Here is a 16,111-nt window from a genome sequence, read left to right on the forward strand (position 1 = left end):
TCCAATGCTGCTGCTTCTTGGCTCTTTTCTGGTGCTGATGCTGATCGGCGTGCCCGTTGCTATCGCGATGGCCGTCGCCTCGGTGCTTTACATTGTTCTCTACGGTGTTGCGCCCGATATCATCGTGGCGCAGCGGATGATCGCCGGCGTCGAGAGTTTCCCGCTGCTCGCGGTTCCCTTCTTCATCCTCGCCGGCAATCTGATGAACTCGGCAGGCGTGACCGGCCGCATCTATTCCTTCGCGGTGGCCCTCGTGGGCTGGATGAAGGGCGGCTTGGCGCAGGTCAATATCATCGGTTCGGTGATCTTTTCCGGCATGTCCGGTACCGCACTCGCCGATGCCGCCGGTATCGGCACGATCGAGATCAAGGCGATGAAGGACCATGGCTACCCGGTTGAAGCTGCTGTCGGCGTCACAGCCGCCTCGGCGACGCTCGGCCCGATCTTTCCGCCGTCGCTGCCCTTCGTCATCTACGGCATGATGGCGAATGTTTCTATCGGCGCGCTGTTCATGGCCGGCGTTCTGCCAGGCATCGTCATGACGCTGCTGATGATGGTCACCGTTGCCGGTTTCGCCTATGTCAAACGCTGGGGCTCCGACGCACCGTTCGACGTCAGGCAGCTGCTTTCGGCCGGCATGGAAATCGTTGTCGTACTGCTGGTTCCGCTGTCGATCTACCTGATGATGCTTGCCGGACTGTCGATGAATGCCGCTGCCGGTATCGCGCTCTTGGCGCTGCTCGGGCTCGACTGGTATTTCGGTTTCTCCGCCGTCATGGCGCTGATGACCCCCGTCATCCTGATCGGCGGCATGACCATGGGCTGGTTCACGCCGACGGAAGCGGCCGTCGCGGCCGTGCTCTGGTCGCTGTTCCTCGGTCTGGTGCGCTATCGGACGATGACATTCTCGACACTGGCCAAGGCGAGTTTCGATACGATCGAGACGACGGCTTCGGTGCTCTTCATCGTCACGGCCGCCTCTGTCTTCGCCTGGCTTCTGACCGTCAGTCAGGCCGCGCAACTGCTGTCGGACGCGATCCTGTCGATCACCGACAACAAGTGGGTGTTCCTGATCCTGGTCAACCTGCTGATGCTCTTCGTCGGCTGCTTCCTGGATACGATCGCGGCGATCACCATTCTGGTGCCGATCCTGCTGCCGATCGTTGCCAAGTTCGGGATCGATCCGGTGCAGTTCGGCCTGATCATGACGTTGAACCTGATGATCGGGTTGTTGCATCCGCCGCTCGGCATGGTGCTGTTCGTGCTCTCGCGCGTGGCCAAGCTCTCGGTGGAGCGGACGACGATCGCCATCCTGCCATGGCTGGTGCCGCTCTTCGTCGCATTGATCTTGATCACCTTTGTGCCGTCTATATCTCTTTGGCTGCCGCAACAGCTCGGCCTGTTGCGCTAGGAGGATCGGAATGCAGACGCGTCTGGCACGGCTTTATGCCAAGGGTGACTTGAGGATCGAGGCGGCTGAGGTTTTTGAACCCGGACCGGGAGAGGTTTTGCTGAAAATGGCCGCCGCAGGTATCTGCGGCTCCGACCTGCATTACTATCAGGACGGCGGCTTCGGCCCCGTCAGGGTTCGGGAGCCGATTATTCCGGGGCATGAAGCGGCGGGAATTGTCGAAAAGGCGGGCGAAGGCGTCGAGCTCAAGGCGGGTACGCTCGTCGCGGTCAATCCGAGCCAGCCCTGCGGCCATTGCGAATATTGCCAAAAGGGCATGCCGATCCATTGCCTGGAAATGCGCTTCATGGGCAGTGCCATGCGGTTGCCGCACGAGCAGGGGATGTTCCGTGAATGGCTGGTAGTGCCGGCCAAGCAGTGCTTCGAAGCCGGGCCGGGAACGAGTGCGGCGGAGGCCGCCTGCAGCGAACCCTTGTCCGTCTGCCTGCATGCCGCCTCGCGGGCGGGAGAGATAAGGGGCAAGCGGGTTCTGGTCACCGGCGCCGGGCCGATTGGCTCCCTGATGGTTGCCGTTGTCAAACATTATGGCGCGGCCGAGATCGTCGTCACCGACCTTGCGGATGCTGCCCTGGAGCGTGCCATGGCGATGGGCGCAACGCGTGCGGTCAATGTCTCGCAGGGTGCGGGAACACTCGCGGAATTCGAGGCCGGCAAGGGCTATTTCGATCTGGTCTTCGAATGCTCCGCGGCGGCCCCGGCGATCCGCAGCGCGATCGCGACGGTGAAGCCGCGCGGGACGATAGTGCAGGTGGGTGTGTCGGGTGAGGTCCCGGTGCCGCTCAATGCCATCGTTGCCAAGGAGCTGCATATCCATGGGACGCAGCGGTTCCACGAGGAATTCGCCACGGCGGTCGGGCTGATCTCAAGCCGGGCGATCGACGTCCGCCCGATCATCAGCCACAGCCTGCCGCTTGCGCAGGCCGATGCTGCCTTCCTGCTGGCAGGCGACAGGAGTGCCGCCTGCAAGGTGCAGCTGACATTTTAGGCAGGTAGCGCGACACCCAGCCGCTCGGCGTGGGGCTTGAGCGACTCCATGATGCCGGGGAACAGCACGACGCCATCCTCGAGCGCCTTGCGCTTGCGGGCAAGGCCATTCTCGCCGGGAAGCCGGACGCGCGCGACGCCGGGACGGGGCGGGTTGCTGTGGCAGGCGTCAACCAGCCAGCCGGCCTGGCGCAGGAACGCGTCGCGGCCGCCGAAGGCATCGGGATCGAAGACCTGAACGGTGACCGCCGCATTCGTCCCCTTCGGCTGATCGACGCGGCCATAGCCGGCGAGGCCCTGGGTGAAGGCTTCGACATGTAGCGCCATGCCGTAACCCTTCTGGCCGTGGTCGAGACCGCCGGTCGGAAGAAGTGTGCCGCCGCGCTCGATGACGCGGGGATCGCGGCTCGGGTTGCCGTTCTCGTCGAGCAGCCAGTCGTGCTCATACTCCCTGCCTTCACGAACCAGCCGCTGGGCCATGTTCACAGTGGTGATCGAGGCGCTGATATCGATGAGAATGGGATCGCCGGGTGTCGGAATGCCGTGGGCGATCGGGTTCGGCGTATAGACGCCTTTGGTGCCGCCGAAGGGGGCGACCTGCGCGCCCGACGGGCTGGAACTGGCGATGCTGACCATATAGCCACGGTCTGTAGCAAGCGTCAGATAGGCGGCGAGGCAGCCGATATGATGGCTGTCGGCAATCGTCACGGTGGCCGTTCCATATTGCGCGGCGCGATCGCTGGCGAGCTTGACGGCTTCGGACGTCAGCCAGGCGCCGGGCAGGCGCTTGCCCTTCCAGGCAATGGCCGGACCGCGATCCGAGATGACATCGGGAGCGCCCGAAACCGTCATCACACCGTCGGCAACGCTCTGCAGATACCAGCCTGCAAGCGCCAGACCGTGTGTCGTATGGCCAAGCAGGTCGGCTTCCACGAGAAAGCGCGAAACGGCGTCCGCCTTGTCATCCTCAAGGCCTGCGGCGGAGAACAGCGACGTTGCGAAGGCGCGCAACGCCTCTGCCGGATAGCGTTTGTCTGTCGTATCGGCCATGTCAGCCTCCGTTGTTGTTCAGCGGGCGAGGAAGCGCGGATGCAGGGTCTCGCCGCGCAAGGTCGCCAGAACATGCCCGGCCGCGATGACCGACATGGCGCGCTTGGCATCGAGCGTGACGCCGGCGACATGCGGTGTGACGACGGTATTCGGTAGCGAGAAGAGCAGGTTGTCCTTTTCCGGCGGCTCGACGGCAAAGCTATCGAGACCAGCGCCGGCAAGGTGTCCGCTCTTCAACGCCGCAATCAACGCCGCTTCGTCGACGACTTCGCCACGTGCCGTATTCACGAGGTAAGCGCCGCGCTTCATCAGGCCGAGCCGCCTGGCGTCGATCAGGTCGCGCGTCTCGGGCGTCAGAGGGCAGTGCAGGCTGACGATGTCGGCGCTTGCGAGTAGCGCATCGAGATCAGTCTCGCGGGTGACGCCGTCGAAGGCTTCGGCAGGTGCATGCGGATCGAAGGCGGAGACATCCATGCCGAGCGCCTTCGCCATCTTGCCCAGCGTCTGGCCGATGAAGCCGAAGCCGACGATGCCGAGGCGCTGGCCGCGCAGCTCGCGTCCCTGATACTGGCCCTTGTCCCAGGTGCCGGAGCGGATCAGCGCATCCTGCCGGGAAAAATCCTTCACCAGCGCCATGATAAGCGCCAGCGCGTGCTCGGCGACAGAAATGCCATTGCTGCCTGTCGTCATCGAAACGGGAATGCCGAGCTCGGCGGCCGCCTTGACGTCGATATCGTTGGTGCCGACGCCGTGTTTGGCGATATGGCGGAGGTTGCCGCCTGATGTCATTTCCTCGGGGCCAAGGACATCGGCGAGCAGGCGGATGATGGCACCCTGGGGCCGGTGCTCCTTCATCAGGGCAATCACCGCAGCGCGGTCGATATAGGGCTTGGTCTGGACGACGTTGACGCCTTCCTTCTCCAGCACTTCGCGGCCTTCGGGCGCGAGTTCTCCTCCGAGAACGAGAACGGTTCTCTGCATGCCTGCCTCCTCATTTCCTCCCGGAAAGCGGCTCATCTGCGCCGCCGGGTGCTACGCCGCCTTGCGCGGCGAGCGCGCCATCAGCCGGGCATAAGCGATGGCCGAGAGCATGTTGACGTGATTGGCCTTGCCGGTTCCGGCAATGTCGAAGGCCGTGCCGTGATCGACCGAAACGCGGTCGATCGGCAACCCGAGCGATACGTTGACGGCGGTCTCGAAGGCGACGAGCTTGATTGGGATATGGCCCTGATCGTGATACTGGGCGATGACCAGATCGAAAGCGCCGTTATAGGCGCGGGCAAAGACGGTATCGGCCGAGATCGGGCCAACGACATCGATGCCCTTGGCCTGCGCCAGCTCGACGGCCGGGGCCAGGAATTCGCTATCTTCCGTGCCGAAGAGGCCGTTTTCGCCGCAGTGCGGATTGATGCCGGCGACGGCGATACGCGGCTTCATCCCGAGACGCATGAAGTGATTATGGCCAGCCTCGATCGTCGCCAGCACGCGCTCGGTCTTGGCGCGCTCGATGGCGCCGCGCAGCGACACATGGGTGGAGACGTGGATGGTGTTCAGGCGCTCCGAGGCGAGCAGCATGAAGGAGCTCTTCGAGCCCGTCAGATGCGCGAGCAGGCCGGTATGGCCGTCGAAATGATGACCGGCAAGGTTCATCGCTTCCTTGTTGATCGGCGCGGTGACGATGACGTCGGCTTCGCCCGACATGGCGAGATCGACGGCGCGGCTGATGTATTTCACCGAGGCGTCGCCTGCGACCGGGCTGACCTTGCCGATTTCAGGCAGGGGAGCACCGAGTTCCACTTCGTCGACGGCGATTGTCGAGCCGTCTTCCGAGGCAGTGGGGCCGAAGCGCAGGTTGGTGCCGGTGGCGCGGTCGGCGCGAACGAGCGCTTCCGTATTGCCGACGATGACGAAATCCTTGCGCTCGCCAGCCGGCATCGCCGCCAGGGCCTTGACGATCACTTCAGGGCCGACACCAGCGGGATCACCGAGCGTTACCGCCACTTTTGCATTCTTCGTCATCGTCAAATTCCCTTAAAAAGCAGCCCGGTAAATGGCGCGGATATCGTCACGCGCGAGTTCGCGGGGATTATTGTCGAGCAGGCGGCGGATCGCAAAGGCATCGTCCGCCATGGCATCGAGATCATCGGAAGGAACGCCAAGGCCCGACAGCTTCATCTCGATGCCGAGATCGGCGCAGAAGGCATAGGCCGCGTCGAAGACCGAGCCGACGTCATCGGACGTCTGGTGGCCGAGGGCGGCCATCACGGCCCGGGTCTTTTCCGGAACGGATGGCGTGTTGAAGGCCAGCACATGCGGGAAGATCAGCGCGTTGGCGGCGCCATGGGCGACATGCCAGCGGGTGCCGAGCGGATAGGCAAGCGCATGGCCGCCGGCGGTATTGACCGGGCCGAGGCAGAAGCCGCCATAGAGCGAGGCAAGCGACAGACCGGCACGCGCTTCGGCATCGGCACCATCCTTGACGGCGCGGGCAAGATACTTGCCGACGAGGCGGGCACCTTCGATCGCGTAGATATCGATCATCGGATGGGCCTTGCGGTTGGTGAAGGCCTCGACGCAATGGGCCATGGCATCGACACCGGTTGCCGCCGTCGTGCGGGCAGGAACGGTGAAGGTGAGACCGGGATCGATGACCGCAATATCGGCCAGCATGTAAAGGCTTTCGACGGCAAGCTTCGCCTGCGTCGCGGGATCGGTGACGAGGGCGCGGGTGCCAGCCTCACTGCCAGTGCCGGATGTCGTCGGAACCTGTGCTAGCGCCACCTTGCGCGGGCCGGTCACCTTGTGGGGGCCGACAACCTCGCGCAGTGTTTGCGGCGAACCGGCGAGAACGGCGGCGAGCTTGGCAAGGTCCATGGCGCTGCCACCGCCGAAACCGACGATCAGCTCGGCATTGGCCGCGTTCGCGGCGGCCAGTACCTTGTCGAGATTGGCAATGTCAGGTTCGGGGGTGACGTCGGCGAAAACGGCGACGTGGCCCGGCAGTTCCAGCACATCAACACGCGACGCGTTGAACGCATCGGAGATGACGAGCGTGCGCGTATAGCCCTTGCCTTCCGCCCATTTGCCGAGCTTGCCGGCGGTGCCGACGCCAAACTCGATGACTTCAGGCCTGACAACCGTGATGGGCGAATCCAGACTGACCATGAACACGGCTCCTCCATAAATGCGGCCAAAGCCGTTATTGATGTAAAGTTGTTATATCAACTGCACGTTTCTGGCAATAAGCGAGGCGATGGTTTTTCAGCAGTTTTGCGGAAACGTTCTGAGATGGATCCGATAAAGTAGCATAAATAACCATAAAATCAGTATGTTGATGGCCTCCATCCTGCGCCATCAACAGTGATGTCGCAGATCAAGGCCATTCTCTGTGCCCGCGAAATCACTTGTAAATAGAGAGGCCGATCCCATGCCAGAGGGCACGGGATCGGCTGATTGGATGGCTCAAACCGCTATATCGCTTGGCAGGCGAACATATTTGATCGCGCGGCGATAATAGGTGTAGGCGATGTGCAATGCTCCATCCGGCCCCTGGGTGATCGAGGGATAGGAGAATTCGCGGTTCAGCGAGTCCTTGGAGTTGTTGCTGAGGCAATAGCCGTCGCCGGTATCGAGATCGATATGGCTATCGAAGCTCTTGCCGCCATTGGTGGAGATAGCCAGGCTGAGCGGTGCGCGCGGAACGCCCCACACGGCCTTTCGCCTTGTTTCTCCTGCGCTTTCTGTGGCTTTCGCCTCGCCTTTGTCGCTTTCGATCTCGTCGTAGAGCGACTCGCGGCGCGCATCCGATGTCTCGGCATTGCTGTGGTTGTAGACCATCGCAATCCGCCCGTCCGCCAGCTTGGTTGCCTGGATCGACGAGTTGTTGTTCGGCAGATTGACCGGCTTCGGCGCTGACCAGCTCTCGCCATTGTCATCCGATGCCGAGGAGAGAACATGTTCGGAAAAGCGGTTGCGGAAGAAAGCAACCATTTTACTTCCGTTGGGCGGGATGATGTTCATGTGGACGGCGCCGAGGCTGTCGGGCACGTCGATCATCGTCCAGCTCTCGCCCTGATCGCGCGATACCAGAACGCCTGCCGTGTCTGCATCGCCGCTCCAGCGCTGGCCGGGCAAGCTCACACAGCGGAATGCCGGCAGAAGCCAGGTTCCCACGGAGTTGACGATGACGGGCTGGCGCACGAAAGTGCCGGGCAGATCGCAGAGAACACGGACGGATCCGAACGTCTTGCCACCATCTTCGGAGATGCGGCACTTTACAATTGACCCATCCTGGTCACCAGATGTCTGCGACGTGTAAAGCAGCCAGACTTTTCCGTCGGGCGCCTTGAAAATCAGCGGGTTTTGCTCGGATTTCGCCGGATCGTCTGAGAGTTTTTCGGCTTCCGACCATTGATCCGACCCCTGCGCGAGGCGCGACATGTAAACGGAAATGTCGCCCATTCCCTCCATCGTTCCGCCGAACCAGACGCAGGTCAGCGTGCCATCGGGCAGAAAGGCCAGGTTGGCGGCATGGTTCTGGATGCAGGGTGACGGAAGGTAGGCGTCGGCCCGGCCGGACTGCGCCGGATTGGGGCCGATCTTTCCGTTCATCAGCGCCGGAACGGCTTCCGGCGGGAGCGCGGTAAAGCTCATGACATCCTCCTCACGGCAGCTGCGCGTAACCTTCGGAAAGGGCGGCGTAATCGGCGTCACTGAGGGCAACGAGCGGCGGGCGGGTGCGCTTCCAGGCGGCATTGCCGGTCTTCAGGCCGACCATCGCCTTGATCGTCGGGATCTGGACGTAGGAGTTGGAGAGCGTACGGTAGGCATTGATGCGGGCCTGGGCCTTCTCGACCTTGTCTGCCTGCGCTTCGTCATGGACGTGATCGTAAACGGCGCGCAGCGAGTCGGCGACGAGGTTGGAGGTCGCCGTGATGCAGCCGGCGCCGCCGGCCTTGAGCAGCGGCAGCAGCAGCGGATCGGCGCCGCAGAGAACCGAAAAATCCGGATAGGCGGCGATGATCGCCTGCATGTTGTTGAAATCGCCTGCAGATTCCTTGATGCCGACGACCGTGTCAGGGAAAGCCTCGATCAGGCGGCCGATCAGCGGAACGGACAGCGGAATGCCGGAGACCTGCGGGATGTGATAAAGGATCACCTGCAGGCGGCTGTCGTTGATGCCTTCGAAAATCGCCGAATAGGCGTTGAAGAGACCGTCGTCAGTCACGCCCTTGTAGTAGAAGGGCGGCAGCATCACGACCTTGGTGACGCCAAGCGAAAGCGCATGCTTTGTCAGCTCGATCGTTTCGGGAATGGCGGCAACGCCGGTGCCCGGAAGGAGCTTGTCAGGCGAGATGCCGGCCTTCAGCGCGGCTTCGAGCAGCATCCGGCGCTCGGCAATCGAAAAGGAGTTCGCTTCGCCTGTCGTGCCGAGCAGGGCAACGCCGTGGCAGCCTTCATCAAGCAGGCGCTTGCAATGCTCGGTGAAGAGCGCAACGTCGGGGCTGCCGTCGGCGTTCAAGGGCGTGGTGGCGGCGCTGAAAACGCCGGTGATCTTGTGATTGCTCAAAGCATCCTCCTCTGCAGCGTGATGCTGCTCCTGGCACTTGCCGTGCGTGACTTTTCCTCGAAATGATAAGTTGTTGTCAATCTTACAAGCTGCGTCAGAATGACGTTGGTATTTTATCTATATGAAATTAAATGATAAAAATTTTTTGCGTGGATTTGAAAGTTGAAAACGGCAAATTTGGATTGACAGATTTACATTATCGCGCAAATCTCAGGGGCATTGTAAGGCGTCCGGCTCGGGGAGGGTTTTCGAGTACGCGCTGTTTTGCCCATGGGAGGAATGTATGACAGACCGCAATGACAAGAATGCTTCCACGGTTTCGCGCCGCGACGCGCTGAAGCTCGGTCTCGCCGCCGGCGTCGGCTTCACGCTGTTTGGCATGAGCGCCCGCATCGTCATGGCCGAGGACGGCCAGGTGCTGAAGGCCATCAACCCGGCCTTCGATCAGGACTGGTCGCCGCTGCGCGGCGGTGGCCGTACGTTCCGCTGGAATTCGTTCTGGTGGGCCTCGCCGATGTATTTCGACGCCGAAGGCAAGCTCAACCCCTATGTCTTCACCAGCTGGGAGTCGCCTGACAAGAAGGTCTGGACCTTCAAGATCGACCCGAAGGCTGTGTTCTCCGACGGCAGCAAGATCACCGCGGCCGACGTCAAGGGTTCCTGGGAAGTCGCTTCCCGCCCGAACACCAAGAGCCAGCGCGCCGACCAGGTCATGGGCAAGGTCGACGGTTACAAGGACGTCGCCGGCGGTTCGGCCACCGAGATCTCGGGCGTTGCCACGCCTGACGAAGGTACCGTCGTCGTCACGCTGACGGAAGCCGACCCGATCTTCTTCATGCGCCTTGCCAACCACATCATCCCGATCACCAAGGCTTCGCAGTCCAAGGGCAGCGATGGCGAGGAAGTGGCTGACTGGTACAAGCCCGACAACAGCGCCGTCTATTCCGGCCCGTTCAAGCTGACCGCGCTCGACATCGACGCCGGCACACTGACCTTCGAGCCGAACGAGAACTTCTTCGGCACCAAGCCGAAGCTTGCCCGCATCGAGATCGCCTCGATCGAAGACAACGTCACCGCAACGCAGCTCATCAAGTCGGGCGAATACAACGCCCATACCGAGCTGGTCACCTCGACCATCATCCAGGACCTCGGCCCGGAATTCTCCGCCGGCCCGATCATCCCGACCAGCCAGCACTTCTGGTTCAACGTCAAGCGCGCGCCGATGGACGATCCGAAGGTTCGTCAGGCGCTGATCATGGCGATCGACCGCGACGGCCTGTTCAAGGCTTCGTACCCGGATGGTCCGCACAAGAAGGCCGACCAGATCCTGAACTCGGTCCCGGGTGCCGACAATTCCGGCTTCGAGCCCTATCCCTACGATCCTGCGGCCGCCAAGAAGCTGCTCGCAGAATCCAGCTACGGCGGCCCGGACCGTCTCCCGAAGATCATGTTCGTCGGCATCTCGGCCCCGGCCATTCAGGCCGCTGCCCAGTTCATCGCCGAACAGTGGCGCCAGAACCTCGGCATCACCGCCGTCGACATGAAGCCGCAGCAGGACTCCTATGCCGGTCCGGACCAGAACTCTGTCCAGATCTTCCGCGACGACGTCGGCACCCGCGTGCCGGATGCCGTGTCCTATCTTTCGGGCTGCATCGCCTCCACCTCGTCCAACGCCCAGAACAAGCTCGGCGGTTACAAGAACGACAAGGTGGATGCGGCTCTCGCAGAAGCGGCCACCAAGGCTGCTGACGATCCTGACCGCATCAAGCTCGCCCAGGATGCCCAGAAGGCATTCCGTGACGATTGGGCGTTCATTCCGTGGTATTCTCAGGCCATGTCCCGCTGGGCAACCAAGGACGTCAAGGGCATGGAGAAAAACCTCGACTGGCAGGTCGTCGCTCCCTGGGACGTATCGGTCGGCTGATTGAGACGGCAAAGCCGGTCTCTCCAGCCCCCAAGCAACCGCGCGAAGGCCTCAGGGTCTTCGCGCAAGTTTCAAGAAAAGGTGCGGTCCGCGTCAGTTTGCGGAGAACGTTCCTGACAACAGGTGGGAGGTGGCCTTGCTTCGCTACGTGTTAACGCGATTTGCCATCTGGATTCCGTCGGTTCTCGTCGTCATGCTTGCCGTCTATGCGATGGCATTCTACGGCGCCGGCGATCCGATCAAGCTGATCTTTCTTCGTGCGCCGGGCGACGTCGCCTATAATCCGGAGCGCATCGAAGCCATCCGCGAAAGTGCTGGCCTCAACAAGCCCTTCATCGAGCAGTTCGGTTACTACATCTGGAACCTGCTGCATGGCCAGTTCGGCAATTCGCTGACCTCAGGCCGTTCGGTCTGGGCCATGGTCTCGGCTGCCGCGCCTGTGTCCTTCAAGCTGGCGCTCTGTTCCATCATCCTGACGGCGGTTGTTGCGATCCCGCTCGGGATGATCGCCGCGCTGAACCAGAATTCCCGCATCGACTACACGATCATCGGCTCGGCGCTGTTCCTCTGGGCGATTCCGGCCTATGTCGCCGGTCCGCTGCTGATGGTAGGCCTCATCGTGCTCCTGCCGATGATCAAGGTGCCCTATGGCTGGGGTGGCGTCTTCGACGTACGCATCATCCTGCCGCTGATCGTCTTGTCCTTCCAGCCGATCGCGCTGATCGTGCGCCAGACACGCGCCGCCGTCATCGAGGTGCTGTCGGAAGATTTCGTCCGTACTGCCCGGGCCAAAGGCGTTCCTGAACTGGTCGTGGCGCTGAAGCATATTCTGCGGCCGGTCCTGACGCCTGTCGTCACCCAGCTAGGCCTGATCATGATCACCATCGTCAACGGCGCGATCTTCGTCGAGCTGGTCTTCGGGCTGCCCGGCCTTGGGCGCTTGACCGTGCAGGCGCTGACCAACTCGGACTACCCCGTCATTCTCGCGATCACGCTGATCGGATCCTTCCTCGTCATGGTCTCGAACCTGCTTGTCGATGTGCTCTATCCGATGCTTGATCCGCGTGCCAACGACGCAAGAAGGAGCCGCTGACCATGTCCGCCATCCCTCTCTCGACAATCGAAACAGCCGATGAACCGCCGGTCAGCCTGTGGCGTGACGCCTGGTTCCGCCTGAAGCGCAACAAGCTTGCTGTTTTCGGCCTGGCTGTCGTCCTGATCCTGGCATTCGCCGCGATCTTCGGTCCCTATCTGACGCCTTACGACTATCTCAGCCAGGATCTGCAGGCGCGTAACGCCGCCCCGTCCATGGCGCATCTGTTCGGAACCGACGATCTCGGCCGCGATGTCTTCAGCCGCGTCGTCTTCGGCACGCGCACGGCGTTTCTTGTCGCCGTGGTCGTGACCTTCATTGCCGTGCTGATCGGGCTGACGCTCGGCGCCGTCGCGGGCTTCTTCGGCAATCCGTTCGACCGCGTCATCATGTGGCTGACTGACGTCACCATGTCGGTGCCCAACCTGCTCCTGGTCGTCGTCATCAACGCATCGCTGAAGTCGCCGATCACCAACTGGATGGAGGCGCAGTATCAGGCGACCCTCAATCCCTTCTACCGCCAGACGATCTGGGTCGATTTCCTGCTGGTCTTCGGTTCGATGGCGCTGATTTCCTGGCCGCCCTATGCACGCCTCGTCCGCGCCCAGGTGCTGTCGATCCGCAGCCGGCCCTATATTACCGCCGCGCAGGCACTCGGTCTTTCCAATTGGGTCATCATCAAGCGTTACGTGATCCCGAACGCGCTCGGTCCGCTGATCGTTTCGGTCAGCGCCGGTCTCGGCACCGCGATGGTTCTGGAAAGCGCCTTCTCGTTCCTCGGCGTCGGCGTCAATCCGCCGACCCCCAGCTGGGGCAACATGATCTCGGACGGTCTGCGCGTCTGGCAGCATTATCCGCATCTACTCGCCGCTCCGGCGGCCGTGCTCGGCCTTGCCTCGGTTGCCTTCAGCTTCCTCGGCGACGGTCTCAACGACGCGCTCAACCCGCGGGGCAACAAGTGATGAACACGAAGACATCAGAACGCCTTCTCGACGTCCGCGATCTCACCGTCGAGATCGATGGCCGCAACGGCCCGGCCGTCGTCGTCGATGGCATCGATCTCTATGTCAATAAGGGCGAGACGCTCGGCGTCGTCGGCGAATCCGGTTGCGGCAAGAGCCTGACAATGCTTTCGCTGATGCGGCTGTTGCCGAACAAGATCAAGGTCACCAAGGGCAGCGCCGCCTTCGATGGCCGCGACCTGCAGAAGATGTCGAATTCCGAACTGCGCAAGGTGCGCGGCGGTGATATCGGCTTCGTCTTCCAGGATCCGATGACCTCGCTGAACCCGGTCATGCGCGTTGGAGCGCAGATCTGCGAGCCGCTGATCTATCATCGCAAGATGAGCAAGGCGGAAGCACGCACCCGTGCCATCGAATTGCTGCGCCTCGTCGGCATTCCCGGCCCGGAAGAGCGGCTGATGGCCTATCCTCACGAGCTCTCCGGCGGCATGCGCCAGCGCGTGATGATCGCCATCGGCCTTGCCTGCAATCCGAAGCTCCTGATCGCCGATGAACCGACAACGGCGCTCGACGTCACCATCCAGGCCCAGATCGTCGATCTGGTGAAGGATCTGCGCGCCAAGCTCGGCATGTCGGTTGTCTGGATCACCCACGACCTGGCGCTCATCGCCGGTCTCGTCGATCGCGTCGCCGTGCTCTATGCCGGTACCGTCGTTGAAGACGCGCCCGTCGACGAGCTCTATGCCCGTCCTAGCCATCCGTACACGCGTGGCCTTTTGGCCTCGATCCCGAAGCTCTCGGATGCGCCGACGAGTCGGCTTTCCTCGATTGGCGGAACACCACCGGAGCCCGGCCGCCGCCCGAAGGGGTGCCCGTTTGCGCCGCGCTGTCCGCTGGCGGAAGCCATCTGCCACGAGCGGGTGCCGAAGCTCGAGCCCGTCGCCGGTGCCGGAAATCACCGCGCCGCCTGTTTCGTTGTCCAGAAAATGCAGGAGGCTGCGTGATGGGTGCTCAACCGCTTCTCAAGGTCGAAAACCTCGTCAAGCATTTCCACGTCAAGCTCGGCGCCTTCGGCGACCGCTCGGCGACGGTCTATGCGCTCGATAATGTGAACCTCGACATCATGGAAGGCGAGACGCTGAGCCTCGTTGGAGAGTCCGGCTGCGGCAAGTCCACAACTGGCTTCACCATTCTCAACCTCTACAAGGCGACTTCAGGCCGCGTGGTCTACAAGGGCCAGGATCTGGCGACACTCGACGAAAAGCAGATGCGGCCCTTCCGCCGCGACCTGCAGATCGTTTTCCAAGACCCGTATTCGACGCTCAACCCGCGCATGACGATCGGCGAAGCGATCGGCGAGCCGATCCTCTTCCACAAGCTCTGCACCAAGGCCGAGCTGAAGGACAGGATCGCCGCGCTGCTGACCGATGTCGGCCTGCCGACCCGCTTTGCCCAGCGCTATCCGCACGAACTGTCCGGTGGTCAGCGCCAGCGCGTCGTCATTGCACGCGCTCTCGCCTGCCAGCCGAAATTCATCGTCTGCGACGAAGCGATATCGGCGCTCGACGTGTCGATCCAGGCGCAGATCATCAACCTGCTGCTCGATCTGCAGGACAAATACGGCCTGACCTACCTCTTCATCGCCCACGACCTTGCCGTTGTGCGCCACATCAGCACTCGCGTCGGCGTCATGTATCTCGGCCGTCTGGCCGAGCTCGCGAGCCGCGAGGAACTGTTCGACAATCCGTTGCATCCCTATACCAAGGCGCTGCTTTCGGCGGTTCCGGAAACCGATCCGGAGCATGAACGCACCCGCCAGCGGCAGATCCTGCAGGGCGACGTTCCGAGCCCGCTCAACCCGCCGTCCGGCTGCCGTTTCCACACGCGCTGCCCGGTGGCCATGGACGTCTGCTCGAAGGTCATTCCGGAATGGAAGGAAGCCAGGCCGGGTCACCTGGTCGCCTGCCACGCCGTCAACACGGGACAGACTGCATGACGTTGAAAGCCGCCATCATCGCCGACGACCTGACGGGCGCGCTGGATACCGGCACGCCCTTCGTGGATGCCGGGCTTTCGGTGGCGGTGGCGATCGATGTCGAGACCGCCGATGAGGCGCTTGCCGCCGGAACGGATGTTGTGGTCATCAACACGGCGTCGCGCGCTCTGTCCGAGGACGAGGCGGCCGGGCGTGTGCGGCTTGCAGCCAAGGCGCTGAGCGCCCGGCAGCCCGGTATCGTGATGAAAAAGATCGACTCGCGGCTGAAGGGCAATGTCGCTGCGGAATCGGCAGCGCTTGCGGACGCGCTCGGCTTGGCCAGGATCGTTGTCGCCCCCGCCATTCCCGATCAGGACCGGACCACCTATCGCGGATTTGTCGTCGGCCGCGGTGTCGAAAAGCCGATTCCGGTTGCGGATCTCTTCGCCGGGCGCGAACTCGATATCTCGGTTGCCGACGCCGAAAGCGATTATGATCTCGATGATATAGTGCTCGCCAACGATTGGGCTTTGGTCTTGGGAGTCGGCGCACGCGGCCTCGGCTCGGCGCTTGCCCGAAAGCTTGGCCGGAGCGGTGGCCAGCCGCTACCGTTCGAAGCATCGCGCCGCACGCTCTTTGCCTTTGGATCGCGTGACCCGATCACGTCGGCACAGATGAACCGGCTGGAAGCCTCCGGCACCCTGCGCGCCACGATTGATGCGCCGATGGGCACCGTCGAATGCGGCGAGGGCCTTGCTCTTCCCGTGCTGCTCCGCTGCAGCGGCGAAATCTCCGGAGACGGCGCTGCTGTCGCCCGGCGTTTCGCTGGCGGCGTCAAGGCCGTCATCGACGACACCAAGCCCGACATGCTGATGATTGGCGGCGGCGACACCGCGCTTGCGGTCTTTCGCGAACTTGGCATCCGCACATTGATGCCGAAGGGTGAGATCGAGGCCGGTGTGCCGTGGTTCGATGTTGCGGCTGCTGATGGACGGCATTTCCGGTGTGCGGTGAAATCCGGGGGCTTCGGCAATTCCGAGAGTCTGCTAAGACTGGTTCCACGGAATCAGGCGGCTTGAGCAT

General features: G+C 62.5%; 14 protein-coding genes. 8 read left to right on the forward strand and 6 right to left on the reverse strand.

The genetic code is table 11. The features are described 5' to 3' along the window. Positions 1-4: 4 nt before the first annotated feature. Complete coding sequence (locus AB4Z25_RS25295; RefSeq protein ID WP_442209945.1) at positions 5-1,411, forward strand: TRAP transporter large permease; 1,407 nt, start codon at positions 5-7, stop codon at positions 1,409-1,411. A 10-nt stretch (positions 1,412-1,421) separates the two neighbouring features. Next, complete coding sequence (locus tag AB4Z25_RS25300; protein WP_442209947.1) at positions 1,422-2,456, forward strand: L-idonate 5-dehydrogenase; 1,035 nt, start codon at positions 1,422-1,424, stop codon at positions 2,454-2,456. On the opposite strand, the gene AB4Z25_RS25305 is transcribed toward AB4Z25_RS25300, so the two are convergent. The 6 genes from AB4Z25_RS25305 to AB4Z25_RS25330 form a co-directional block, all read right to left on the reverse strand. Next, positions 2,453-3,505, reverse strand: a complete 1,053-nt coding sequence (locus tag AB4Z25_RS25305; RefSeq protein WP_442209949.1) for an Ldh family oxidoreductase — start codon at positions 3,503-3,505, stop codon at positions 2,453-2,455. The two genes, AB4Z25_RS25300 and AB4Z25_RS25305, sit on opposite strands and share 4 nt — an antisense overlap. 18 nt (positions 3,506-3,523) lie before the next feature. Further along, positions 3,524-4,486 carry a hydroxyacid dehydrogenase gene (locus tag AB4Z25_RS25310; RefSeq protein WP_442209951.1) on the reverse strand — a complete coding sequence of 321 codons (963 nt, stop codon included), beginning with the start codon at positions 4,484-4,486 and terminating at the stop codon, positions 3,524-3,526. A 51-nt stretch (positions 4,487-4,537) separates the two neighbouring features. After that, positions 4,538-5,524, reverse strand: a complete 987-nt coding sequence (gene pdxA / locus AB4Z25_RS25315) for a 4-hydroxythreonine-4-phosphate dehydrogenase PdxA (RefSeq protein ID WP_442209952.1) — start codon at positions 5,522-5,524, stop codon at positions 4,538-4,540. A 12-nt stretch (positions 5,525-5,536) separates the two neighbouring features. Then, positions 5,537-6,670 (reverse strand): iron-containing alcohol dehydrogenase, encoded by a 1,134-nt coding sequence (locus tag AB4Z25_RS25320; protein ID WP_442209954.1) that lies wholly within the window; start codon positions 6,668-6,670, stop codon positions 5,537-5,539. 297 nt (positions 6,671-6,967) lie between these two features. Beyond that, on the reverse strand, positions 6,968-8,158 hold the full coding sequence (locus AB4Z25_RS25325) for a sialidase family protein (protein WP_442209956.1): 1,191 nt from the start codon (positions 8,156-8,158) through the stop codon (positions 6,968-6,970). 10 nt (positions 8,159-8,168) lie between these two features. Continuing rightward, positions 8,169-9,074 (reverse strand): dihydrodipicolinate synthase family protein, encoded by a 906-nt coding sequence (locus AB4Z25_RS25330; protein ID WP_442209958.1) that lies wholly within the window; start codon positions 9,072-9,074, stop codon positions 8,169-8,171. A 283-nt stretch (positions 9,075-9,357) separates the two neighbouring features. On the opposite strand from AB4Z25_RS25330, the gene AB4Z25_RS25335 reads away from it, so the two are divergent. From AB4Z25_RS25335 to AB4Z25_RS25360, 6 genes are all read left to right on the forward strand, one after another. After that, positions 9,358-10,998: an ABC transporter substrate-binding protein gene (locus tag AB4Z25_RS25335; protein WP_442209960.1), complete on the forward strand. Its 1,641-nt coding sequence runs from the start codon at positions 9,358-9,360 to the stop codon at positions 10,996-10,998. 136 nt (positions 10,999-11,134) lie between these two features. Then, complete coding sequence (locus AB4Z25_RS25340; protein ID WP_112388991.1) at positions 11,135-12,091, forward strand: ABC transporter permease; 957 nt, start codon at positions 11,135-11,137, stop codon at positions 12,089-12,091. Positions 12,092-12,093: 2 nt separating this feature from the next. Next, complete coding sequence (locus AB4Z25_RS25345) at positions 12,094-13,053, forward strand: ABC transporter permease (RefSeq protein ID WP_112388254.1); 960 nt, start codon at positions 12,094-12,096, stop codon at positions 13,051-13,053. Next, positions 13,053-14,057 (forward strand): ABC transporter ATP-binding protein, encoded by a 1,005-nt coding sequence (locus tag AB4Z25_RS25350; RefSeq protein ID WP_112388253.1) that lies wholly within the window; start codon positions 13,053-13,055, stop codon positions 14,055-14,057. Before AB4Z25_RS25345 ends, AB4Z25_RS25350 begins: the two co-directional genes overlap by 1 nt. Continuing rightward, on the forward strand, positions 14,057-15,049 hold the full coding sequence (locus tag AB4Z25_RS25355) for an ABC transporter ATP-binding protein (protein ID WP_442209963.1): 993 nt from the start codon (positions 14,057-14,059) through the stop codon (positions 15,047-15,049). The genes AB4Z25_RS25350 and AB4Z25_RS25355 overlap by 1 nt, the downstream gene beginning before the upstream one ends. Beyond that, a complete protein-coding gene (locus AB4Z25_RS25360) occupies positions 15,046-16,107 on the forward strand; it encodes a four-carbon acid sugar kinase family protein (RefSeq protein WP_442209965.1) in 1,062 nt (353 codons plus the stop codon). The genes AB4Z25_RS25355 and AB4Z25_RS25360 overlap by 4 nt, the downstream gene beginning before the upstream one ends. Positions 16,108-16,111: the final 4 nt, after the last annotated feature.

Source organism: Rhizobium sp. RAF36, assembly GCF_052114105.1.
In the GTDB taxonomy this organism is placed as follows: Bacteria; Pseudomonadota; Alphaproteobacteria; order Rhizobiales; family Rhizobiaceae; genus Rhizobium.